The 24,389-nt window shown below is 56.8% G+C and carries 15 protein-coding genes; all 15 read left to right on the top strand.

Annotated elements, in window-relative coordinates; genetic code table 11:
• The first annotated feature begins 187 nt into the window (after nucleotides 1–187).
• The 15 genes from MHI24_RS04575 (at nucleotide 188) to gyrA (ending at nucleotide 24,291) form a co-directional block, all read left to right on the top strand.
• On the top strand, nucleotides 188–1,627 hold the full coding sequence (locus MHI24_RS04575) for an N-acetylmuramoyl-L-alanine amidase family protein (RefSeq protein WP_340024386.1): 1,440 nt from the start codon (nucleotides 188–190) through the stop codon (nucleotides 1,625–1,627).
• 107 nt (nucleotides 1,628–1,734) lie between these two features.
• A complete protein-coding gene (locus tag MHI24_RS04570) occupies nucleotides 1,735–2,376 on the top strand; it encodes a GerMN domain-containing protein (protein ID WP_340024385.1) in 642 nt (213 codons plus the stop codon).
• A gap of 84 nt (nucleotides 2,377–2,460) precedes the next feature.
• Nucleotides 2,461–5,202 carry an S-layer homology domain-containing protein gene (locus MHI24_RS04565; RefSeq protein WP_340024383.1) on the top strand — a complete coding sequence of 914 codons (2,742 nt, stop codon included), beginning with the start codon at nucleotides 2,461–2,463 and terminating at the stop codon, nucleotides 5,200–5,202.
• 212 nt (nucleotides 5,203–5,414) lie between these two features.
• Entirely contained in the window at nucleotides 5,415–6,122 is a 708-nt protein-coding gene (gene nth, locus MHI24_RS04560) for an endonuclease III (protein ID WP_340024382.1), read from the top strand.
• A 2-nt stretch (nucleotides 6,123–6,124) separates the two neighbouring features.
• On the top strand, nucleotides 6,125–6,391 hold the full coding sequence (locus MHI24_RS04555) for an NAD/NADP transhydrogenase alpha subunit (protein ID WP_238652953.1): 267 nt from the start codon (nucleotides 6,125–6,127) through the stop codon (nucleotides 6,389–6,391).
• Between the two features lie 375 nt (nucleotides 6,392–6,766).
• Nucleotides 6,767–10,441, top strand: coding sequence for a dynamin family protein (locus MHI24_RS04550; RefSeq protein WP_340024381.1), 3,675 nt, complete (start codon nucleotides 6,767–6,769; stop codon nucleotides 10,439–10,441).
• Between the two features lie 149 nt (nucleotides 10,442–10,590).
• A complete protein-coding gene (purT, locus tag MHI24_RS04545; RefSeq protein ID WP_340024380.1) occupies nucleotides 10,591–11,784 on the top strand; it encodes a formate-dependent phosphoribosylglycinamide formyltransferase in 1,194 nt (397 codons plus the stop codon).
• Nucleotides 11,774–12,238 (top strand): GNAT family N-acetyltransferase, encoded by a 465-nt coding sequence (locus MHI24_RS04540; RefSeq protein WP_340024379.1) that lies wholly within the window; start codon nucleotides 11,774–11,776, stop codon nucleotides 12,236–12,238. The genes purT and MHI24_RS04540 overlap by 11 nt, the downstream gene beginning before the upstream one ends.
• A 204-nt stretch (nucleotides 12,239–12,442) precedes the next feature.
• Nucleotides 12,443–14,404, top strand: coding sequence for a WG repeat-containing protein (locus MHI24_RS04535; protein WP_340024378.1), 1,962 nt, complete (start codon nucleotides 12,443–12,445; stop codon nucleotides 14,402–14,404).
• A gap of 290 nt (nucleotides 14,405–14,694) precedes the next feature.
• The gene (locus tag MHI24_RS04530) at nucleotides 14,695–15,459 is read left to right on the top strand and encodes a CAP domain-containing protein (RefSeq protein WP_340024377.1); all 765 of its coding nucleotides are present in this window, start codon (nucleotides 14,695–14,697) and stop codon (nucleotides 15,457–15,459) included.
• Nucleotides 15,460–16,811: 1,352 nt separating this feature from the next.
• Nucleotides 16,812–17,741 (top strand): GDSL-type esterase/lipase family protein, encoded by a 930-nt coding sequence (locus MHI24_RS04525; RefSeq protein WP_340024376.1) that lies wholly within the window; start codon nucleotides 16,812–16,814, stop codon nucleotides 17,739–17,741.
• Between the two features lie 64 nt (nucleotides 17,742–17,805).
• Nucleotides 17,806–18,786 (top strand): ABC transporter ATP-binding protein, encoded by a 981-nt coding sequence (locus tag MHI24_RS04520; RefSeq protein ID WP_340024375.1) that lies wholly within the window; start codon nucleotides 17,806–17,808, stop codon nucleotides 18,784–18,786.
• Nucleotides 18,779–19,768 (top strand): ABC transporter permease, encoded by a 990-nt coding sequence (locus tag MHI24_RS04515; protein WP_340024374.1) that lies wholly within the window; start codon nucleotides 18,779–18,781, stop codon nucleotides 19,766–19,768. The genes MHI24_RS04520 and MHI24_RS04515 overlap by 8 nt, the downstream gene beginning before the upstream one ends.
• Before the next feature lie 67 nt (nucleotides 19,769–19,835).
• Nucleotides 19,836–21,818: a DNA topoisomerase IV subunit B gene (gene parE, locus MHI24_RS04510; RefSeq protein ID WP_340024373.1), complete on the top strand. Its 1,983-nt coding sequence runs from the start codon at nucleotides 19,836–19,838 to the stop codon at nucleotides 21,816–21,818.
• Nucleotides 21,819–21,849: 31 nt separating this feature from the next.
• A complete protein-coding gene (gyrA, locus tag MHI24_RS04505) occupies nucleotides 21,850–24,291 on the top strand; it encodes a DNA gyrase subunit A (protein WP_340024371.1) in 2,442 nt (813 codons plus the stop codon).
• The last annotated feature ends 98 nt before the right edge of the window (nucleotides 24,292–24,389 follow it).

Raw genomic sequence — 24,389 nt, 5'->3', positions numbered from 1 at the left:
GCAAGGTGTCTGTTACTGCAATACATACAGTCAGCGATGTGAATTACACAGACATTTCCACTAGCTTTGGTATTTATTCGCAACTTTTAAGTGCTCCAGGCGTCTAAACTATGTCGAAGGCTGTCAGCAGGGAATGCCATCAAGAACGCTCAGGTAGGGCGGAATACTAGAGTCTTAGAGGTGAAGAATGAAGAAATTTGCTTTTATGCTGTTGTTGCTGCTCCTGGTTGTTGTGCTGCCGGGACATGGACAGGCCGCTTCCGCGCAGCCGCAGAGCAAGATCTTCCTGGATGGTCAGGAACTGACTGCCGGACAAGGTGTCCAGGTGGAGAATGTCAATAACTCTATCATGGTGCCGCTAAGAATGATTGCTGAGAATCTTGGGTACAAGGTAGACTGGGATCAGCCCAGTAAGACCGTCAAGATTGAACAGCAAGGGAAGACCATACAACTGATCGTGGACCAGACGGCCGCATCCGTTGACGGCAAGACGGTGATTATGACTACAGCACCGCTGCTTAAGAATAACACCACGCTTGTACCGATCCGTTTCATCGGGGAGCAGTTCGGCCTTACGGTCAAATGGGATAATACGAAGAAGATTGTAGATCTTATTACCCCGCAGATTCCCGATCCTAACACGGACAATGGCGGAGGCGACGGGGGAACCGTTGTAGTGCCGCCTGGTGAAGATGCAAGCGGTCTAAGCATGATCAACGGTATCAGCTTCAATGAGAACAGGTTCTCGATTGCCCTGGAGGGCAACAGCCAGCCGGTTGTTTCCAAAGTGGGTAATCCGGACCGGATCGTGATCGATCTGCCGAATGCCACCTTCTCCGATCTGTTTGGAACGGGCCAGGAGCTTGACCCCGACCTGAACGGCAAGCTTACCGTGACGGACTATCCGGATGTATCAGGCATCCGCTATTCGCTGTACAGTACCGATCCGTATACGGTCCGTTTTGTGATTGATCTTAATACTCCCAAAAATTATAGCGTTGAGGTATCGGGAGATACCTCCAAGCTGATTGTGATTGATCTGAATGCGCAAGGCTCGGGAGACACCTCCACCCAGCCCGGCAACAACGGGCGGAAGCTCGTAGTGCTGGACGCGGGGCATGGCGCCAAGGATTCCGGTGCTGTCGGAGTGACCGGCAAATACGAGAAAAACTTCAATCTGGCAGTTATTCTGAAGGCGGCAGAGCTGCTGAAGCAGGAGAACAAAATCGATGTGGTGCTGACCCGCAGCGATGACACCTTCCTTGAACTGAAGGAGCGGGCAGCCATCGCCAATAATCTTAATGCGGATCTGTTCGTCTCCGTCCACGCCAACAGCAGCGGGTCTTCCGCAGCCAGCGGATCAGAGACCTATTATCAGCGCGAGGCCAGCAAAGCTCTGGCGAATGTGATGCACAAATATCTTGTTCAGGCTACCGGGCTCAGCAACCGGGGCGTAAGGTACGGTAACTTCCATGTGATACGTGAGACGAAGATGCCTGCGGTATTGCTTGAAGTAGGCTATCTCAGCAACAAAAAGGATGAGGCGCTGCTCTTCACCGAAGCGCTTCAGAATAGTGTTGCGGAAGGAATGGCCAAGGGAATCAAGGAGTATCTCGGGGTTCAATAACATCGGGCGGCAGCAGGGGCCGCAGAGTCGGATTAGGGCCATAAATTAGGTCACAAGGACTTTGCGGCCCCGTCCTGCCCGTATTCATCTGAAGGGGGTTCATCGAAATGAATAAGAAATTGACATATGCAGGTATCGCCGCCATGCTGCTCCTGGTAATTTCGGGCTGCGGTGATAAACCCACGGCTGCACCGGCAGCTACAGCGACTCCGGATTCCTCGGTGTCCGGCGGCGCCGGAGGCAATGATGTAATCAGCGCTACGGCTACTCCTGAGGCGACCAGCACACCTGAGCCTACGGCAACTGCGGCCCCTGAAAAGACCGACAAGCCGGCTGCTCCTGAGAAGCAGAGCCTGAGCATCAAGGTGTTCTATACCGATCCTCAGCAGATGGATCTGGTAACGGGAGAAGCCACGATTGCCTTCAAGGATGATAAGGAGAAGTACACAGAGGTCTTCAAGGCGCTGCAGAACAGCAGCAAGGCCGACCAGATTCCGCTCTGGAACAAAATTGAACTGAAGTCGCTGGAGTTCTCCAATGGACAGGTGGTCCTGGATATCCATAAGCCGGACGAGGCACAGCTGGGTGCAGGCGGCGAGGCGCTGGCCATCAGCGCGCTGTCCCAGACCTTTTTCCAGTTCGATGAGGTCAAGAATATTGATGTGCTGGTGGATGGCGAGCAAGTAGAGAGTCTCATGGGGCATGTGGATCTTGTGCATCCGATCACCCGTGAGAACAACGGATTGTAGGCTGCAGGCAGGAAACAGGCAGGCTGCTGACGAAGACACCAACATAGAGCATTCAGAATGAGCCACAGAGAGGGGAATACCGAATTGTCCGGTCCAAAAAAACTTAAGCGTACGGTGCAATCTTATTCTGCAAAAGCGGTATCTGCCCTTCTGGCGGGTACGATGGTTCTGGGCGGGGCTGGAGCTGCATTTGCGGACAACACCTCTACCGGAGCAGGGGCTACACCTAGTCAATCAGCGGTTACAGCTTCCGGAATATTCAGTGATGTTAAGGCAGGCTTCTGGGCCGAGAAACATATCTACAAGCTGGCAGGCCAGGGAATTGTCGTCGGCAATAACGGCCTGTTCCGTCCGGGCGACTCGGTAACCCAGCAGGAAGCCGTGCTGATGGCGCTGCGTTTCATGAAGCTGCAGGGCAATGTGAACACCAATACAGACGTTGCGCTTCCGAATGATTTCCTAGTCACGAATTACTACAAACCTTATGTAATCCTGGCCTTCCAGCAAGGTCTGCTTGATAAGTCCACCGAAATGGCGGCAGATAATCTCAAGACCTCATGGGGAGAACGCAAGGCCAGCCGTGAGTGGGTCGCAGAGCTGCTGATCCGGGCACTGGGCAAGAGTGCAGGGGGAGCAAGCGGACCGACCGGCTTCGCCGATGATGCGAAGATCTCCGCGAACAAACGCGGCTATGTGAATGCTGCGGTGGAGCTGGGACTGGCGAACGGTCTTACCGGTAACCGCTTTGACCCGCAGGGGGCGGTCACCCGCGCCCAGCTGGCTACCTTCTTCAGCCGTGCCGAAGCGCACAACACGCTGGAGTATGACAATACGTTCAAAGGAACGGTCAGCGCATTGAAAGACGGCAGGCTGGCACTGTACACCAATGGCGGCACACTGGATTTCACTCTGAACGCGAGTACCGCTTATTTCACAAGCGCATCCGAGAACCGGATTACCTTGAATGAAATTCAGCCTTATACGAAGGTAACAGTTATTGGAGCGACCTATAGTGCAGCTTATGTAGAGCTGACCGATCCGGCGGTTCAGGTCGAGCAGGCAGAGGGTGTGTTTACCAAGCTGTCCCCAGGTGTGGTCTGGGTGGATTCTGCCAACGGATATGATCAATATCCCTATGATGCGGACACCACGTTCCTGGATGTGAACGGGGCGGCAATCCAGCCTTCAGCTATTACGGCCGGCAGCAAAATTACGATTCTGCGCGAGACCTTCACCGGTTCCCGCAAGGTAGTCAAGGTCCAGGTCACCTCGGGGATTGTCAACAAGACAGCCAAAGGCACCATTCAGACCGTCGACACTGCGGCCAAAAGCATAACCTTCAAGAATGAGGATGGCACAGTGGAGAGCTTCAAGTGGGAGGAAGGAACGACCTTGTTCAGCTCGCAGAACGCAATTGTTCAGCCGGCAGAGCTGAAAACCGGTGCTGCCGCCTCCTATACGATCAAGGATAATGTGATTCGTTCTGTAGAGGTTACCTCCGGGGTAGAGCGCGTAGTGAAGGGCTTCATCTATGAGCTGACGGATTCGACAATTGTCTATCAGAAAAGTGACGGCAGCCGCGAGGCCAAGCTGCTTGCAGCCAATCCGGCGCTTGTCATTCCTAATAACGTCAGCCCGGTGATGGGTGACCTGATTGCCGACAAGACAGGCGGAGACAATGTGCAGCTTACGCTGAACAGCAGTGACCAGGTGACTAAGATCGAGGTGCTGAGCCGCCAGATTGAACAGTACGCCGCCGCTACCGTTGTCGATTATAACAGCAAGACCCAGTATCTGACCTTCACAGACAGCAACGGCAAGGCTCATGTGGTCAAGCTGGACGAGAAGACCAAAATGGCTTACGGCGGACTGGTGACGACTTCGCTGACCACCATGGGTGCAAGACTGGTAGAGAACCGCAAGATTGATGTGACATCCATTAATGAGCGTGCGATGTCTGTTGAGCTGTCTACCAAATATACAGGCGTCCTGACGGCGATAAATACGAATGCCAGAACCATTGTGATGAAGCTCGGCAACGGACAGCTGCTGACGATGGCTTACCCGCAGGCGGTGGATATGTTCGGCAAAAGCTCTCCGGCCATCACGGATGTTCCGCTGAATGTTCCGGTTACTGCTGTGCTCGCCAGCAACCAGGAGCTCATCTCCGTGCTGCGGGTCAGCGGATCGGCCCAGTTCGAGATTGCAACCGTGGATGCCAACCTGAACAAGATGACCGTGAAGCTGGATAGCGGGGCCAAAAGCAGTGAGCTGAACCTGGTCTCTGTGCCGCTTACCAATGAAGCAGGCCAAAAGATTGCGCTCAGCGAGCTGAAATCCGGAGATTTCGTGAATCTGGCCTTCGACGGGTCTACGCCGCTCACTCTGCAGGCAGTGAAGCAATATGCCGGACAAGTTACGGCAGTAGACGCTGCCGCAGGAACACTGACGGTGAAGGATTATTCGGGAGCCGCCCAGACGCTCGCTGCCGGCAGCGGAGTCAGAATTGTGCGGGACGGGGTTACCTCTAGCGCATTAAGCAGTCTCAGTACAGCAGACCGTATACTGGCACGCAAGGATGCCGGCGGTGTCGTGATCATCTCGGTGCTCAGCCAGCAGAGCCGGACCTTCGCCCGCTACGAGAGTGGGACGAATCAAATAATCACCAAGCGCGCTAACCTGAATGACAATTACCAGTTCACACTTGCGCCGAATGTATATATTCATCAAGGTGACACGACTTTATCCGTGCAATCTCTCAAAGAAAATGATAATATTATAATGTATTTCAACAATGACAAGATTGTAGAAATTGTGAAACAATAATTGTTTTGGTGCTTTTCCGTGTGAAACACCGTCTTGAGCCCGGGCTTCGCCCGGGATCAAGGCGTTTTTTTTGAAATATAAGATCAGCCCTGTGTTCGCTTGAACGCTATGAAAGTATACGATATAATGTATATTTGCTTATATTTCACCAGAATAGAGATCATATGCCCGTCAGACTCCAGCGGGTATAAGGACTCCGTGGAGGGGACGCTATGAAAGCTGCAGAGGTCCGCCACATCCTGGATACCATCGGCGGCATGTTCCCTGACGCGCATTGCGAGCTGAACCACAGCAACGCCTTTGAGCTTACGATTGCCGTACTGCTCTCTGCCCAATGCACGGATGCTACAGTGAACAAGGTAACTGAGGACCTGTTTCAGAAGTACAAGACCCCGGCGGATTACATTTCCGTGCCGCTGGAGGAGCTGGAGCAGGATATCCGGCGGATTGGGTTGTTCCGCAACAAGGCCAAGCATATTCAGAACCTCTGCTCGATTCTGATCGAGCAATACGGCGGGGAAGTGCCCCAGGCTCATGATGAACTGGTCACCTTGCCCGGTGTCGGACGCAAGACGGCGAATGTCGTCGTGTCCAATGCTTTTGGGGTTCCGGCGATTGCTGTGGATACTCATGTGGAACGGGTAGCCAAGCGGCTCGCGCTCGCGGGCTGGAAGGATTCGGTGCTGGAAGTGGAGAAGAAGCTGATGAAGGCGGTGCCGCGTGAGGAATGGACGCTGACCCATCACCGGCTGATCTTTTTCGGACGGTATCACTGCAAGGCCCAGAGTCCCATGTGCCAGGTCTGTCCGCTGCTGGATGTGTGCCGGGAGGGCAAGAAACGTATGAAAACAGCGGTTATCAGGAAAGATAAGGTTCATACGAAGCCTAACAAAGAATTAGAGAAGAAGAGGATGGGATAGGGATGAAATGCATTTCTGTATACACCGATAATTTTGAAGCGTTCTCCGATATTTTTGACCGTGTGGTAGACAGTCCGATGGAAGAGAATGAAGAGCAGGAAGTGGAAGGCATCACAATCAGCCACTCCGGCGATGTGCCTGAGCATTACCTGGAGCGTATGTCCGCGAAGCCGGAGGTTGTCGTGATGAAGGACAAGTCCCGCGGTCTTACTATTCTGCAGCACGGCAAAGTGTTTGAAATTCTGCTTCCAGTACTGGAAACAGCTTAATTCTGCAACATCTATTCAGAGGGGTTGTCCCGCAGCCGGAAAGTGGCTGACGGGGCAGCCCCTCTGTTTTGGTTGGTGGTGTGTGGGCGGAATGTAATCGAAAAATCGAATACATTGGGCGTGGCGGAGGCGTGTGTGTGGGCGTTTTGTCGTGTGGGGAGCTTACAGGGGATGTTAGGGGACTGGGAGGCGGCGAAGTCTGGTTTTTCGTGAAGGATTATAGCTGTTTTTGTAAAAGCGGACATTTGATTTGTGACGATCTGATGATAAAATGGTATTATTCTATTCTTGCAGTGAAATAAATCATACAAATGTAGAAATTATGAATTTAATGTGCTGAATTTCATTATAGATCGCAGCGGAGGCGGGGATGTCGTGGGAGCAGAACAGGGAAGAGCAGAGCAGGTTACAGCGGGGTCATCAGCGCTTAGGCTGCTGGAGAAGCAGCTGCGGGAGTGGGGAGAACAGGACAATGCACAGGTGATTGCGGATCTGAACCTGAAGGAGCAGGCGGATGAGCTGACCCTGGCGTTCTGCGGGCATTTCTCGGCGGGGAAGTCGAGCATGATCAATGCGCTCTGCGGCAAGCACGTGCTGCCATCGGGCCCGGTTCCAACCAGTGCCAACATCGTGTCGATCCGCAGCGGAGCACCCAAGGTGCTGCTTCATCCGCAATCCGGCGGGACCCGGGCGAAGCGGCCTGTGATTCAGACCACACCCGACCGGCTGCAGGATTACTGCCGCCAGGGTACGGAATACGCAGCGATCGAGGTCTGGGAGGACATTCCGCTGCTGGGCAGCCACGGTGTGCTGATGGATACTCCCGGGGTCGATTCCACCGATGAAGGCCATCAGGCGGCGACCCGCTCGGCACTGCATCTGGCGGATGCCGTGTTCTATGTGATGGATTACAACCATGTGCAGTCTGAGAACAACCTCGCTTTCGCCAAGAGTCTCAGCGACTGGGGGAAGCCGCTGTATCTGATTATTAATCAGATCGACAAGCACAGGGAGCACGAAATCTCCATTGCGGATTACCGGCAGCAAGTGGAAAGCGCTTTCCGGGAATGGGGGATTCATTCCGCCGGACTGCTGCTCACCTCGCTTAAGGTGCAGGCCCATCCGCTCAACCAGTGGCAGGCACTGATTGGCGTGATTAACGGCCTGCTGGAGCAGCGGCGGGAGCTGGTGGATTACAGCCTGTCCCGATCGATTCATCATACTGCCGATGAGGTGCTGGCAGCGTACCGCGAAGGGCAGCAGGAGGAGCGCGAGCAGCTGCAGGAAGCAGCAGGCAGCAACGGGGAAGCGGCCGTGCAGGCAGAGCTGCAGGGGCTTAAACAGGAGGAAGCGCAGCTGGAGCAGCTGCCTGAGCAGTCCCGCCAGGAGCTGCGCAGCCAGCTGGATGCGCTGCTGGGCAACACGAACCTGATGCCGGCCGATCTCAGAGATGCGGCAGGCGCGTATATCGAGAGCATGCAGCCGGGCTTCCGGCGGGGCCTGCTCTTCACCGCCGCGAAGCGGGAGAAGGAGCAGAGCACGCGCCTTGCGCACTGGCACAGCCTTCAGGCCAGAGAGATTACGGCCCAGCTGGAGTGGCACACTCTCCAGCTGGTGCGCGACTGGGCTGAAGGCCTGGAGCTGTGGCAGGAGGGCGCGGAGCCGCTGCTGAAGCAGGCCTTCCCGGCGGTGAGCCAGCAGTGGCTGGCGGATCAGGTGAAGCCGGGAACAGGGGCTTCTGGCGAGGCGCTGCTTAACTTTTGCCGCTCCCTGGCGGCAGAGATCAAAGCAGGCTTCCGCCGCGCGGTCCTGGCCTTCAGCGAGCAGCTGCTGGACGCGCTGCCGCCGCTCGCGGCCGAGCGGCAAGCCTCGCTGGCGGCCCGCTCGGCGGCGCTGCACAGCCAGCTTCGCGCCTACGCCGCGCTGGCTGCGCTGGACCGCGCGGCTGCCGCCCGCGCGGATGCCCTCACGGCGCTGCTGCCGCCGCGCCGTGCCCTCACCTCCGGCGCACTGCCGGAGGTGCCGCCCCTGGCGGCTGGCGCGCTAAGCGACGCCAGCCCGGAGCCGCCGCAGCGCAGCAGCGCGGCGGCAGGGCCCGCCGCCACGGAGTGGGCGGCGGATACGGCCCAGCCGGCAGGCGGACGCCGCCGGCTGACGCAGGCTGCCGCCGTGCTGCGCGAGGCGGCGGGGGTGCTGCGCGCCGAGCCGGCCATGGCCTCGGCGGCGCGCGCACTTGCGGCGCGGGCGGAGGATCTCGCCGGCGGCCGCTTCACCCTGGCGCTGTTCGGAGCCTTCAGCGCCGGCAAGTCCTCCTTCGCCAACGCCCTGCTGGGCGAAGATGTGCTGCCGGTGTCGCCGCATCCGGCGACGGCAGCCGTAGGGCGCATTCTGGCGCCGGAGGGCGGCTTCGCCCATCGGACGGCGTTCATCACGATGAAGCGGGCGGAGGATTTCTGGGAGGATATCCTCCACTCCTTCAGCGTGCTTCAGCTTCCGCCGCCGCAGCGGGATAACTGGACCGCCGCGGTCGACCGGCTGCAGGGCGGCGGGCTGCACCCGTCCGCGCTGCCGCATATCGGCTTCCTGCGGGCTGCCGCCGCCGGGTGGGCCGAATCCGGGCCGCTGCTCGGCACCGAGCGGACCGTCAGCCTGGAGGAATACCGCAGCCTGGTCGCCGATGAGAAGCGGGCCTGCTTCATTCAGAGCACAGACCTGTATGTAGACAGCCCGCTGACCCGCAGCGGTATCGTGCTCGTGGATACCCCAGGGGCAGATTCCCTGCATGCGCGGCATACCGGCGTGACCTTCGGCTACATGAAGAATGCAGACGCCATCTGCTTCGTGACGTACTATAACCATGCCTTCTCCAAGGCAGACCGCAGCCTATTGGCCCAGCTTGGAAGGATCAAGGACAGCTTCGCGCTCGACAAAATGTTCTTCATCATCAACGCCGCAGACCTCGCTTCGGATGAGACTGAGCTTGCGGAAGTGAAGGCGCATGTCGCGCAGAATCTGCGGGCCGGCGGACTGACCTCGCCGCGGATCTTCAGCGTATCCAGCCTGCTGGCGCTGCAGGGCAAGTCCCGCCGGAGCCGGGAGGCCTATGAGGCCTCGGGGTTCGGCAGCTTTGAAGCGGCGCTCTCGGCGTTCGCGGGTGAAGAGCTGCCGAGACTGTCGCTGGCAGCAGCCAGGGACAGCCTCGGCTCCGTCCGCCTCCGCGCCGAGGAATGGCAGCGTCTGGCGCAGATGGAAGCAGGCCAGCGCGAGGAAGGCCTGAAGCGGCTGCAGGAGCAGCGCGAAGCTGCGCGGCAGCGCCTGGCGGAGCTGGAGCACGAGGAGCGTCCGCTCCGCGACCTGCGCCGCGAGGGAGAGGAGCTGCTGTATCATGTCCGGCAGCGTCTGGCCTTCTCCTTCGGCCGTTCCTTTCAGGAGTCGTTCCATCCCTCGGTGCTGAGGGAGGACGGCGGGAATCTGAAGGACATCTTCACCGCCTGCGGGCGGGAGCTGGAGCGCTCCATCCGGCGGGAGCTGGAGCAGGAGCTGTGGGCAACCACCCTGCGCCTGGAGGCGGCAGGCCGCAGATTCGTCACGGCCGCCGCTGCTGCCGCCGCAAGGGAGCTGGACTTCCCGGAGCAGGAGCTTCAGCTCCTGGAGAATGCGGAGGAGCGCTGGCCGGCACCTGAGAAGCTGGATTGCCCGCTGGCGCCGCTGGACTGGTCCAGCCTGTGGGGACGCTTCAAGTCCCCGCGCCATTTCTTCGAGGGGCCCGGGCGGGCCGAGATCCGCGCAGCCGCCGAGCCGTGGTGCAAAGAAGCGGTAGCCGCCGCTGCGGAAGCCCAGGAGCAGGAGCTGCTGGCCTTCTATACGGGTGCGGCTGCGGCGGGATTATCCCATGCCGCCGGGCGGCTCCGCGAGGCGCTGGCCGAACGGGAGGCCGCTATGGCGGAGCTGCTGAAGGGAGGTGATTCCGCGCAGCATTGGGCCGGCATCGCTGAGGAATTGCAGCGACTGGAGCAGGCCGCAGCCGCATGGGTGAACAGCGATCTGTGAAGTTTGTAGGAAAATGTCGAAGAACACTTGCAATCTGCCGGGCGATGGAAGAAAATAAAGGAGCCTGAAAATTTACAAAGAAAACTGCGACATTTTACAGAAACATAGAAGTCAGCAGACAAATTTGCGAAAAGAGGTTGGAGTCGACAATGTGGGGAGCTCCTTTGTCAGCCCGGAGCAAGAAGCTGCTGCTGCTCGGCAGCGGTGAACTGGGTAAGGAAGTCATTATCGAAGCTCAACGCCTTGGCGTAGAGACCGTAGCTGTGGACCGTTATGAAGCTGCACCCGCGATGGGCGTCGCCCACCGCTCTTATGTACTGGATATGCTGGATGCAGAGGCGCTGAAGCAGCTGATCCGTACAGAGAAGCCCGATTTGATTGTACCCGAGATTGAAGCGATTGCGACCGGAGCGCTGGCCGAGCTGGAGGAGGAAGGCTTCCTGGTCATTCCTACCGCCCGTGCTGCCCGGCTGACCATGGACCGTGAGGGCATCCGCCGCCTTGCGGCAGAGGAGCTGGGTCTGCCGACTGCGGCTTACCGGTTCGCGGACAGTCTGGAGGAGCTGCAGCAGGCTGTGCAGGAATTGGGAACCCCTTGCGTAGTCAAGCCGATTATGAGCTCCTCCGGCAAAGGGCAGAGCATCTGCCGGCGGCCGGAGGATGCCGAAGCCTGCTGGACCACGGCGCTGGAGGGAGCCCGCGCCAAGGGAACGCGCGTGATTGTTGAAGCTTTTGTAACCTTTGAGAGCGAGATTACCCTGCTTACGGTCCGTTCCGTCAGCGGGACCATCTTCTGCCCGCCGATCGGCCACATCCAGCAGGATGGCGATTATGTGGAGTCCTGGCAGCCGCACCCGATGAGTGCAGCACAGCTGGCAGAAGCCCAGGCCATCGCTAAGGCAGTTACCGATCAGCTTGGAGGTTACGGTATTTTTGGTGTGGAGCTGTTCCTCACTTCAGGCGGGGTTCTGTTCAGTGAAGTATCCCCCCGTCCGCATGACACAGGTATGGTTACAATGGTTACGCAGGATTTGTCGGAATTTGCTCTGCATGTCAGAGCCATTCTTGGATTTCCGCTGGAGGAGGTACACCTGCTGGCACCGGGGGCTTCGGCTACCCTGAAGGCCCGGGAAGGCATGGGACAAGCCTTTGCAATTACCGGCATGGAAGAAGCGCTGTCCCTTCCCCGAACACAGATCCGTGTATTCGGCAAGCCGGAGATCCGGCCGGGACGGCGTATGGCAGTAGCACTCAGTACAGCGGAAGAGGTTGAAATCGCGCGGACAACAGCCAAGCAGGCTGCGTCTAAGCTACAAGTGGAGGTATACGGGGATGAACAGTAGTACTCAGGAGCAGGTACTGCAAATCCGCAAATGCGGCATGAATGATCTGGAGAGAGTAACAGCCCTTTTGCGGGAATTCGGTTATCCGACAACGCTTAGCGTGATGAAAGAGAGAATGGAAGGCATGGAGCATGATCCCTATAACTGCACCATGGTCGCAGAGCTTAATAATGAAGTTGTGGGAATGATCGGATTGCGCCAGGTGAAATCCTACTACAAGCATGCCGATTGTATAACGGAGATTACCGCGCTGATCGTAGCAGAGGAGCTTAGAGGACAAGGCCTCGGCAAAAGACTTGTCGCAGCAGCGGAAGATTGGGCACGCCAACAGGGCTGCTGCCAGCTGTTCCTGCGGAGCGGCAACCGCGTGGAGCGGGCCCCGGCGCATGCTTTTTACCGCCATATGGGCTTTGAGAAGGATACGGGCTACCGCTTCAACAAAGCACTTTTATAATCCTATACGATTCACCGAACATCCCCATCCCGGCGTAAACGGGATGGTTTTTTTTGCCCTGGCAGGCGCAGACTTTTGTATATAACCCTCAATTGGGTCTTTTGAATCACACCGGGCGGTAACCCGGCTCTCCCGGATACACACCTTTTCCGCCCCTGTCTCATATTCTATAGGCAAATGCCTTTAGTAAGGGAGAGCGACAGCATGCTGAGAATAAGGCTGAACGAGCTGGGACAAGGGAACGACAGCGGACTGATTCAGACCGAGGTATGGCGGTGGGACGGAATTGGCTGGAACGAAAGCATTCCGCAGCAGGAGGAGGATTTCATCCGGGCGGATGATGATTTATTTGTGACGATCCCGGCAGAGGCGGGGTTATACCGCGTAGACTACTCCAGGAAGCCGCTGGACGCGCTTATTGTATTGCCGGAAGACGGGGACGGACTGCGGGCAGAGCTGCTGCATCCGGCTCCTTTTAAGACGAAGGACGGGACGCTGTGGGGGTACATCAACAATGACGGGCGGACGGTGATCGAGCCCCGGTATGACTATGCCGAGGAATTCCAGCGAAACGGTCTGGCGGTGGTCCAAAAGGGGAATATCAGCGGCCTGATCGACAGCGCCGGGCGTGAGAAGGTGAAACCGGTCTATTCCTTCATCGGCCCCTTCTCGGAAGGGCGGGCGGTGGTGTCGGATGCCAAGGGCTACACGTTCATCAATGAGCAGGGCAAAGAGGTGACGGCGGCGCGTTATGATTATCTGAATTCGCTGCATGAAGGGCGGGCGCTGTACTCGAAGCAGAATACCTCCGGGGGGCCTTCGCTGTATGGCTATCTGGATGCCCAGGGCAAGGAGGTGCTGCCTGCCGTCTATCTGGATGCCGGTGATTTCTCGGACGGTACGGCACTGGTCAAAACCGCCGAAGGCGAATATGCGCTGATTGATCCGGCGGGCCAGGTACTGCACACGTACAAATATCCTTTTGTCGGCTATCCGGGGGATGGGCTGCTCGCCTTCCAGGCTACGGAGAATGGAAAATACGGCTACCTGCGCACAGACGGGACGGTCGCTATCCAGCCGCAGTTCACTGCCGCCTTACCGTTCTCCGGGGGCCGTGCGGTGATTAACACCGCCGAGAATTACGGCAATGCCTACGGCCTGATCGACAAGCAGGGGAAGCTGATTATTCCTGCCACGTATTATGAAGTCCAGCAGCTGGGCGAGAACCGCGTTGCGCTGGGCACCCCGCTGTATGCCGACCAGCCCTACAGAGGCTCCAGCTATGTGATTGCCGATGCGCTGACGGGACGTATTCTCAGCACGCATCCGCTGCTTGGGGTGAACAATTATGAGCATGGGCTGGCTTCGGCCTATGATGCCCAGGACACCTATTTCATTGATACCAGCGGCAAAAAAGCAGCCCAGCCCCCTGTGCTCCCCGGCTCCGGCTCATTGTCCTTCAGCGGCAGCCTGATCCGGGCCGATATTGATCTGCGCACAGCATATTATGACCGCAGAGGGAAGCAGGTGTGGCGGCAGAACGGGGTGATTCCGCTCAGACCGCCGTACTCCGTGCTGGAGAAAAAATATAAGCCGAACCGCGATTATCTGGTCTACTATCCGGTAGTGGAGGGCATTGCCATGATCGAGGTGGCGAAGTCAGTCAATGACCGGCTGCGCAGCCTGTCTCTGGCCGAGGGGGCCGGGCCGGGAGGGGCGAGCCAGGATTTCAGCTATACAGGCGATTTCGCGGTGTCCTTCTTCCGCAAGAACCTGCTGGTGCTGGAGCTGGACGGATACAAGTTCCCGTTCGGGGCAGCTCATGGAATGCCTACGCGCATCTACGAGCATATCAACCTGCGCACCGGCAGATTCTATACGCTTAGTGATCTGTTCAAGCCCGGCAGCAAATATGTTCAGAAGCTCAGTGACATTGTCGGCAAGCAGATTGCGAATGACCCGCAGTATTCTTATGTTTTTCCGGATACGTATAAAGGCATTACCGCCGATCAGCCCTTCTACGTCGACGGCGAGGCGCTGTATCTCTATTTCGCTCCCTATGAGATTGCCCCGTATGCAGCAGGCTTCCCCACCTTCCGCATCCCCTATGCTGAGATTATGGGCCTGATCTCAACGGAAGGCGACTTCTGGCAATCCTATCATTAAAATAGGCCGGCGCAGCGCCGATATATAAGGTAAGACCGGGAACCGTCCTGATCAGGGCGGTTTTTTATATGTTTGGGGCCTCCGCAAAGTACCTGAGTCAACACCTACGCTAAATCCTCTCTTTGTGGAGTTATTTTGCCGTTACCAATCTATCATTTTTTACATAATTTAGAAGAGCACGGCTAATAGTTTTGTGTTACAATGGCTAAGGAACAGATTACAACTTTGTAACAATTCACTCAGGCCAAGACATCAGGATTGGACTACAACCAGAACAAGGAGATGGCAGAATGAAAAGCAAGACACTTAGAGCAATGATTGGTGGAAGCGTAGCCGCTGTTATGGCGCTTGGTATTTCTCTTCCATTGCAGGCAAATGCAGCATCTGGCACACAAGCAGCCGGATCAAATATGGATTTCAAGCAATTCATTGAATACTTCTCACAGCAGAATCCGAAATCCTTCGTATGGGATGGCAACACATTCACTTTCACTAAGACGATTGTCTATACGACACCTGCTGCGGGTACCCCGCAGGCAGCCCAGCCTTCCGCTACAGCGAAGCCGGTAGCTACAGCACAGCCGGTGGCTACGCCAGCGCCAGCTGCTACAGCGGCTCCGGCTCCAACAGCGAAGCCGGCCGCGACTCCAGCTCCGACAGCGGTAGCTGCTGCACCTTCCAGTGCATCAAGCTACACCCAGCAGGTAGTAGCCCTTGTGAACAAAGAGCGCGCTGCCGCCGGACTGGCTCCGGTGTCCGCACTGGACAGCCTGAACAAAGTGGCTGCCGCCAAGGCGACCGATATGCGGGTGAACAATTACTTCTCGCACACTTCTCCAACCTACGGATCACCGTTTGATATGATGAAATCCTTCGGCATCACATATAGAGCCGCAGGAGAGAACATCGCTATGGGCCAGAAGACACCGCAGGAGGTTATGACCGCCTGGATGAACAGCCCGGGCCACAAGGCTAACATCCTGAGCGCCAATTTCAACTACATCGGCGTTGGCTTCGACAATAACTACTGGGTCCAGGAATTCATCGGCAAATAATGGTTGCACTTCGCCCTCCGGCTTAGCCGGGGGGCTTTTTTGCGGGTGAAGGACCGGCTGGGTAGGAGCAGGAGTGTGCCCGGGTCAAAATGTAATCGAAAAACCGATCACAATGGAACCGTGGAGATGGCGCGTAGGCCAAATGTAATCGAAAACCGATCATAATGCGCTCGCGGGAAGGCCCGTGACCAAATATAGTCGGAAAACCGATCACAATGCGCCGGGTGGTGGTGTGCGGGCCAAATGTAATCGAAAAACCGATCACAATGCGCTCACCAGAAGGTCCGTGACCAAATGTAATCGAAAAACCGATCACAATGCGCTCGCGGGAAGGCCCGTGGCCAAATATAGTCGAAAAATCGATCACAATGCCATTAGGAGGCTGCTAAGGTAAATAATCTGCTACAAATACCGCATTCGCACGCCTGGAGTGTATTAAGCGTGGTATAGTTAGAGGGATAGGCAACTGGATTGCCATGATGGATGAAGTTTGCCCAGAATAGTTGGTGCCAGATTGAATGGGGAACGTAGAATAGTTGGATTTTGCACACTTGTTAGGGAGATAAGCAGGCGCGTCCGGGCAACAGTTGGAATGACAGCACTTAATTTAGACACATTTTCTGTACAGTATCAGTTTCCTCCGCAATAGCTGCTGTTTTTCCACTTGCTTGAGCAAATCGCCTGGAATTCGCGAAATTAAGATACATTTTTCCACCTGCTATTTTGTGGGTTGCTTTTTTGCCAAGCTTGGGTTTGCCCATCTCTTTTGTTCTTGCTTTTCCTTTTTATCTCTTGCATTTCGCTCTTTGCTCTTGCTTTTATGCTTTTTTCTTTACGTTTTTTTCTTTAGGCATTTGCCTTTTCACTTGCGCACTATCAGCGCAACGCTATAGTGCCGCTTTACTACTTACATCGTTTAGGTGGGAAGTGGCGGAGGGGATTTTGGAACTGGAGGAGCGGGAGCGTCCGCCTTTGTCTGCGGATTTCCATCGCAAATTGCGGCATAAATCAAGAAATCTGCAGACAACAGCGGCCGGAAGTCCAAAATCACCGCAGCCGCGCCGATCACCAGAACATCCCGCAGCCGCGCCGATCACCAGAACATCCCGCAGCCGCGCCGATCACCAGGACATCCCGCAGCCGCGCCGATCACCAGGACATCCCGCAGCCGCGCCGATCAACCAGAACATCCCGCAGCCGCGCCGCTCACCTGAACTCCCCGCAGCCGCGCCCTCACCTAAACCACTCCCCGTTTGCAAATTCAACCAAGAAGAATTATGTTTATCTACATAGTTAACAATTTAATAAATGGTGAATCATGGAGAACAAGCACGGATGATGGAGGGATAGCCTTGAACGATTCCAAATGGACCTGGAGGGCAGTAAGTCTTGCGTCCATCCTGGCCACTTTACTATTGATTACGGGGTTTGTGTATGCCGCAGGCGATATCCTGAACCCGAAGGGAGAGCAATTCCTGTCCTCTCTTCCGCAGGAGACCACAGCACCAGATGCGGCCGCAAGCGATGAGTTCAGGATTCTGGCGCTGGGCGATTCGCTGGCCAAAGGGACCGGGGACAACTCCGGCGAAGGCTTCGTTCAGCGGACGCTGAAGTCGTTAGCGGAGCACGGCGGCAAGGCTGAGCTGATGGGCAATATGGGCATTAACGGCCTCACAACAGCCGCGCTCCAGAGCAAGCTGAAGGAGGAGGGCGTGCAGTATGCGCTGCGTCAGGCGAATCTCATCCTGATCTCAATCGGCGGCAACGACCTGTTCCGCGGCTCGAATATTCTCGGGACAGGCAGCAGCAGCGGACAGACTGCTTCGTCAGCGGATGCAGCGCAGCACACGGACGGAGCCGCAACACCTGAGACTGGAGACCCAGCGGACCAGAAGGTCGAAGGCTCTACTTCAGTGCCTACAGCCTCAGCAGATGATCTGTCTCCCGAATCGCTGCTCGCTGCCTTGCCGCAGGCTTCGGAGCGGCTGGGCCAGATCCTGAAGACGATATCTGAGATTAATCCGCAGGCCAGAATCTTTTATGTGGGACTGTATAATCCGTTTGGCGATATCCCGGACCTGCTGGTGCCGGGCAATCAGGCGGTTACCGCGTGGAACAATGCCGCCATGGATATTATTAATACCCATAGCAATATGACGCTGGTTCCGACCTTTGACTTGTTTAACGGACATCTGGACAAGTACCTCTCCAGTGATCATTTTCACCCGAACGGGGAGGGGTATCAGCGGATGAGCGAGCGGATTGTCCAGGCGGTACGGTAATCGTCCAATGAACAGGACAGCGTGAAGGTGGAAGCAGAAATGATGTGCAAGGAGCTGGATACAGATGGCGAGACCAACAACCGAGGAACCCGGCGGAGTAGTTCTGTCTGCCCGGGGAGTCCGCAAAAAGATCGGCCGCAAATGGATCATTGATGATGTCACGTTTGACGTCAGGGAAGGGGAAATCTTCGGCTTTCTCGGCCCGAACGGTGCCGGCAAAACCACAACCATCCGCATGCTGGTGGACCTGATCCGGCCCAGTGAGGGAAGCATCACCGTCTGCGGCTATAATGTGAACAAGAACCCAGAGCAGGCGCTGCAATATGTCGGCTCCATCGTCGAGAATCCTGAGGTATACACCTATCTGACGGGCTGGGAGAACCTGCAGCATTTCGCACGGATGCAGCCTGGGGTAGACGAGGCAAGAATTGCGGAGGTCGTGGATATCGTCCGTCTGGATCAGCGCATTCACGACAAGGTCAGTACATATTCGCTCGGGATGCGCCAGCGGCTGGGGATTGCCCAGGCGCTGCTGGGCCGTCCGCGGCTGCTGATTCTGGATGAGCCGACGAACGGCCTCGACCCCAAGGGAATCAAGGAGCTGCGCGAATTCATCCGAAAGCTGGCAGACGAAGGTCTGGCGGTGTTTGTCTCCAGCCATCTGCTGAGCGAGATTCAATTGCTGTGTGACCGGGTGGCGATTATCAGCAAAGGCCGTGTACTGGCTGTAGGCGGTGTAGACGAGCTGGTTGCCCGCAACTCTCCCTATGTGCTGTGGGAGCTGGAGCCGCTCGGGCGGGCCAGAGAGATCATGGCTGCGCGGCCGGATATTCAGCTGCTGGAGCCGGATGAGGTCACGCTGGATGATTCGGTGATCGCAGGCATGGGAGCGAACTCCCAGATTACGGCGATGGAAGAGGACTTGATCCCGGAGATTGTGGCCGTGCTGGTTACGAAAGAGGTAGAAATCCGCGCAGTGCATAAAATCAACCCTACACTGGAACAGCTATTCTTGAAGCTAACGGAAGGTGAATCTATTGACTAACCTGCTGCCGCTCATCCGCAATGAGTGTCTGAAGATCATCAAAAAGAAACGTTTCTATGTCATCCTGCTTATACTGCTGGTATTGGTGCCGATGTTCACCTACGCCCAGATGCGCGTTGCGGAACGCAGCCGTGACAAATTCAACTCGGACTGGAGGCTGGAGATCCAGCAGCGGATTACCGATAACCAGAATTCGCTCGGCAGCGACCGGATTCCGGAGGAGTGGAAGTCGTACCGGCGGATTTTTGTCCAGCAGCTGCAGTATTATCTGGATCATGACGTCAATCCGAACGAGCCGAGCGGGGTTACGTTTACCCGGGAATTCCTCAGCAATTCGGTCTCTCTGTTCATTCCGCTGCTGATCATGGCGATCGCCTCCGACCTGGTGTCCGGGGAGCGGACAACAGGCACGATCAAGATGCTGCTGACCCGTCCGGTCCGGCGCTGGAAGGTGCTGCTGAGCAAAATGACCGCCCTGCTGATGTTCGTGTCGCTGATCGTCCTGGCGGCGTATGTGGTCAGCTATCTGATATCGGGGCTGGCTTTTGGCTATAAAGGGTTCAATGTTCCCGTCTTCACCGGCTTCCAGATCAGCGGCGATACGGTAGATATGTCTACCGTTCATGCAGTGCCGCAGTGGAAGTACTTGCTGATGCAGGGCGGACTTGTCTGGTTCGTGAGCGTTGTTGTGGCTCTGCTGGCCTTCATGGTGTCAGTGCTGGTACGCAGCACGGCGGCAAGCATTGTCGTGATGATGGCGGCGCTGATTGCCGGAACGATTCTGACCAATATGGCTTCCGCCTGGACGGCGGCCAAATATTTATTTATGGTCAACATGGAGCTTACCCGGTATTTAGCCGGAACCCCCGCCCCGATTGAGGGCATGACGCTTGGCTTCTCCATGGCGGTTCTGGGTGTTTGGGGGCTTGCTGCCGTAATCATTTCATTCGCCGTCTTTACGAAACGGGATATTTTGAATTAGAATGTACAAAGTAACCAAAACGTTTGTTTGCATTTTAGAGAGTAAGACAAGAGAAGGAGGAGCATGAATGCTCGAACAGATCGATATGTTTGCAAAAGTCTCCAAGAACGCCGGTGCCGGCGGGTCTGGATACGATGCTGACGACATTCAGGTGCTCGAAGGTCTGGTTGCGGTCCGCAAACGGCCCGGCATGTATATTGGCAGTACGAGTTCCTCGGGTCTGCACCATTTGGTATGGGAAATAGTTGATAATGCCGTAGATGAGCATTTAGCGAAATTTTGCACGAAGATTGAAATTACAATGCGCAAGGACGGATCGGTCACTGTCATTGACAACGGGCGGGGGATTCCGACCGGAATGCATAAGACCGGAGTTCCGACTCCACAGGTCGTATTCACGATCCTCCATGCCGGGGGCAAGTTCGGCGGCTCGGGCTACAAGAAATCAGGCGGTCTGCACGGCGTTGGCGCTTCAGTAACCAATGCGCTGTCCGAGTGGCTTGAGGTGGAGATCTACCGTGAGGGTAAAACCCACCGCCAGCGCTTTGAATACTGGGTTGATGAGAGCGGAAAGGAGCATGTCGGCGAGCCTGTAACAGGCCTTGAGATTCTCGGCAATACGAACAAGACCGGTACGAAGATTACCTTCAAGCCGGATATTCGCGTCTTCACCGCCGGAATCTCGCTTAACTACGATACGCTTGCTGAACGGGTGCAGGAGATTGCCTTCCTGAACTCCGGTCTTAGAATCGTTCTGAGCGATGAGCGGAGCGGACGCCAGGACGAATTCTTCTACGAAGGCGGCGCGAGCCAATTCGTCCAGTTCCTGAACGAGGGCAAGGATGTGCTGCATGATGTCATTCATTTCAGCTCAGAGAAGGACGACATTGAAGTGGAGATTGCGCTGCAATATAATGCGGGGTACACAGAGACCATTGCGTCGTTCGTGAACTCGATCCCTACCCGCAGCGGGGGGACGCATGAGACCGGCTTCAAGACGGCGTATACCCGGGTGCTGAACGAATATGCCCGCCGGACCCAGCTCCTGAAGGAGAAGGATAAGAACCTGGAGGGCAATGACCTGCGGGAAGGCATGATGGCGGTCATCAGCGTGAAGATGTCGGATGTGGAATTCGTCGGACAGACGAAGGATCAGCTCGGCAGCGCCTCAGCGCGCAGCGCCGTGGACTTTATTGTCTCCGAGCGGATGGCGCGCTTCCTGGAGGAGAATCCCCAGGTCGCGCAGAGCCTGCTGAAGAAGTCGATTCAGGCGTCCAAGGCCCGCGAAGCAGCCCGCAAGGCGCGCGATGAGATCCGCAGCGGCAAGAAGCGCAGCGAGAGCTCGAACCTTGGCGGCAAGCTGTCGCCTGCCCAGTCCAAGGATGTGACGCGGACCGAGATTTTCATCGTGGAAGGGGACTCTGCCGGAGGCTCTGCGAAGCAGGGCCGCGATTCCAAGCTTCAGGCCATTCTGCCGCTGAAGGGCAAGCCGATGAACCCGGAGAAGGCCAAGCTGCTGGATATCCTGAAGAATGACGAGTACAAGGCGATTATCTCCGCCATCGGCGCGGGAATCGGTCCTGATTTCACCGTCGAGGACAGCAATTATTCCAAGATCATCATTATGACGGATGCCGACACGGATGGAGCGCACATCCAGGTGCTGCTGCTGACCTTCTTCTACCGCTACATGAAGCCTCTGATCGATGCCGGCAAGGTCTACATCGCCCAGCCTCCGCTCTATAAGCTGACGCGCAAATCCGGCAAGCTGGAGACCGTCCGCTACGCCTGGAGCGATGAGCAGCTGCAGAATTACCTGAAGGAGTTCGGTAAGAATTTCGAGCTGCAGCGGTACAAGGGATTGGGCGAGATGAACCCGGAGCAGCTGTGGGAGACGACCATGAACCCGGATACCCGCACGCTTCTGCAGGTGCAGATCGAGGATGCCGCCAAGGCGGAACGCCGCGTTTCCACGCTGATGGGCGACAAGGTAGACCCGCGCAAGCGCTGGATTGTCGAGAACGTCGATTTCACGGAGATCGTGGAATAAGACAGATTGAGGAACAGAAGGTGAATAGTCAATGAGCAGTTTGTCAGAGCAATTTATGCCGGCTTTTCTGGAAGAGGTCGTAGGCGACCGGTTCGGCCGGTATTCCAAATATATTATTCAGGACCGGGCGATTCCCGATGTCCGTGACGGGCTGAAGCCTGTGCAGCGCCGGATTCTGTATGCCATGTACGATTCGGGCAATACCCCGGATAAGCCGTACCGCAAATCCGCCAAAACAGTCGGGGACGTCATGGGGAACTATCATCCCCACGGGGATTCCTCGATCTATGACGGTATGGTGCGGATGGCCCAGCCCTGGAAGATGGGGCATGTGCTGGTAGACGGGCACGGCAACTGGGGTTCGATGGATGACGACCCGGCAGCAGCCATGCGTTATACCGAAGCGCGCCTGTCTCCGATTGCTATGGAGATGATGCGCGACATCGAGAAGCGCACCGTGCTCTTCAAGGACAACTTCGACAATACGGCCAAGGAGCCGGTTGTCGTTCCTTCCCGTTACCCGAATCTGCTGGTGAACGGAACGAGCGGAATCTCCGCCGGGTTCGCCACCGAGATTCCGCCGCACAACCTGCGGGAAGTCATCGATGCCTGCATCGCCGTGATGCAGAAGCCCGATATTGCCCTTGAGGATATCATGACCTTCATCAAGGGGCCGGACTTCCCTACAGGGGGAACGATTATGGGCGGGGATGGAATTATGGATGCCTACCGCACCGGCAAAGGCCGCATCTATCTGCGCTCCAAGACGGAGATTGAGAATCTGCGCGGCGGCAAGCAGCAGATCGTCATCACCGAGGTGCCGTTCCAGGTCGTGAAGTCACGGCTGGTAACCTCGATGGAGAACATCCGTCTGGAGAAGAAGATTGAGGGCATTGCCGAAGTGCGCGATGAGAGCGGCCGCGAGGGACTGCGGATTGTGGTGGAGCTGAAGAAGGAAGCGGATGCGAACGGCATTCTGGCCTATCTGCTCAAAAAAACCGATCTGCAGATCACCTACAACTTCAACATGGTCGCCATTGTCAACAAAGCGCCGCAGCAGCTCGGTCTGAAGGCGATTCTGGAGGCCTATATCGCCCACCAGCGTGAGGTGGTTACGCACCGGACCCGGTTCGATCTGGAGCGGGCGGAGGACCGCGCCCATGTCCTGGAGGGACTGGTCAAGGCGCTGAACATTCTGGACGAAGTAATCGCTGCCATCAAGGCCTCGAAGAACCGCCAGGATGCGCAGAATAACCTGGTGTGGATGTTCGGCTTCAGCGAACGCCAGGCCGATTCCATTCTGACCCTGCAGCTCTACCGTCTGACCAATCTGGAGATTCATTCGCTGCAGAAGGAGCTGGACGAGACCCAGAAACGGATTGCAACCCTGCAGGGGATTCTGGACAGCGACAAGAAGCTGATCGCCGTCATCCGCAAGGAGCTGCTGGAGATCCGCGACAAATACGGGATCGACCGCCGTTCCCTGATCCAGGGCGAGGTGGAGGAGCTTAAGGTCAACATGGAGGTGCTGGTGAACGCTGAGGATGTGCTGGTGGCATTGTCTGCCGACGGTTATATCAAGCGGACAGGCATGTTGTCCTTCACCCGCTCAGGCGGGGAACGCCATGCCTCAGGCGTCAAGGAAGGCGACCACATTGTTAAGCTGCTGGACCTGAATACCCGGGACAGCCTGCTCGTATTTACCCGCAAGGGCCAATACTTCCTGCTGCCGGTGCATCAGATCCCGGAATTCAAGTGGAAGGAGCCGGGGACCGCGATTGTCAACGTCATCAGTCTGGCCAAGGGCGACGGCGTGGTCAGTGTGCTGCCGGTCGGTAATCTGGAGGACCCTCAGGCCAGTCTGGTCTTCGTCACCCGCAAGGGCCAGGTGAAGCGTACCGAGCTGAAGGAATACTCCACCAGCCGTTCAGGAGCCGTTGCCGCATGCAAGGTGGCTGAGGGAGATGAGATCCTTAACGTGTCGCTCAGCACCGGAGACAAGGATATCGTGCTGGTTACCCAAGGCGGCATGAGTATCCGCTTCAAGGAGAGCGAAGTGAACCCGATGGGCCGGGTGGCCAGCGGGGTCCGGGGGATTCAGCTCCGGGAAGGGGACGAAGTGGTCTCCTGCTTCTGGATCAGCGAGGATGAGGGTGAGCTGCTGGCCGTGTCTGACATCGGCTACGCCAAGCGCTCGCTGATGGTCGATTATCCGTCCCAGAGCCGAGGGGGCAAAGGGATGCCGACCTTTGAATTCAAGGAGGGCAAGCGTGTCCGCCCGAACGGCAGCAGGCTGGCAGGCGCCTTCTACTGCAAGGAGCCGCTGGAGCTGACCGCGATTACCCAGAGCGGGGCCGTCTATTCCTTCTCCTCCGAAGCCGCGCCGATCGGGGAGCGCCGCTCCACCGGGAAGCAGATGGTGGCAATCGAGAAGAAGGACGAGATCGCAATTGTTTTTAAGACTGTGAAGTAACTGGATATTAAGCTACAGGTTCGCATGGAACGGCGCGGGCAGCTCAGGGAGACCGGGCGGCCCGCGCTGTTTTTTATCAAAATATAAGAATGTATATG

It is taken from the genome of Paenibacillus sp. FSL K6-1096 (genome assembly GCF_037977055.1).
GTDB lineage: Bacteria > Bacillota > Bacilli > Paenibacillales > Paenibacillaceae > Paenibacillus_AQ.
The sequence above is the reverse complement of the archived record's forward strand: the minus strand, read 5'-3'. Positions and strand labels throughout refer to the sequence as shown.

Coding starts and splice junctions, on each gene's coding strand:
- MHI24_RS04555 (WP_238652953.1), top strand. CDS start 6,125: ATGAAATGCATTTCTGTATACACCGATAATTTTGAAGCGTTCTCCGAT.
- nth (WP_340024382.1), top strand. CDS start 5,415: ATGAAAGCTGCAGAGGTCCGCCACATCCTGGATACCATCGGCGGCATG.
- purT (WP_340024380.1), top strand. CDS start 10,591: ATGTGGGGAGCTCCTTTGTCAGCCCGGAGCAAGAAGCTGCTGCTGCTC.
- MHI24_RS04520 (WP_340024375.1), top strand. CDS start 17,806: ATGGCGAGACCAACAACCGAGGAACCCGGCGGAGTAGTTCTGTCTGCC.
- gyrA (WP_340024371.1), top strand. CDS start 21,850: ATGAGCAGTTTGTCAGAGCAATTTATGCCGGCTTTTCTGGAAGAGGTC.
- MHI24_RS04570 (WP_340024385.1), top strand. CDS start 1,735: ATGAATAAGAAATTGACATATGCAGGTATCGCCGCCATGCTGCTCCTG.
- MHI24_RS04575 (WP_340024386.1), top strand. CDS start 188: ATGAAGAAATTTGCTTTTATGCTGTTGTTGCTGCTCCTGGTTGTTGTG.
- MHI24_RS04530 (WP_340024377.1), top strand. CDS start 14,695: ATGAAAAGCAAGACACTTAGAGCAATGATTGGTGGAAGCGTAGCCGCT.
- MHI24_RS04540 (WP_340024379.1), top strand. CDS start 11,774: ATGAACAGTAGTACTCAGGAGCAGGTACTGCAAATCCGCAAATGCGGC.
- parE (WP_340024373.1), top strand. CDS start 19,836: ATGCTCGAACAGATCGATATGTTTGCAAAAGTCTCCAAGAACGCCGGT.
- MHI24_RS04535 (WP_340024378.1), top strand. CDS start 12,443: ATGCTGAGAATAAGGCTGAACGAGCTGGGACAAGGGAACGACAGCGGA.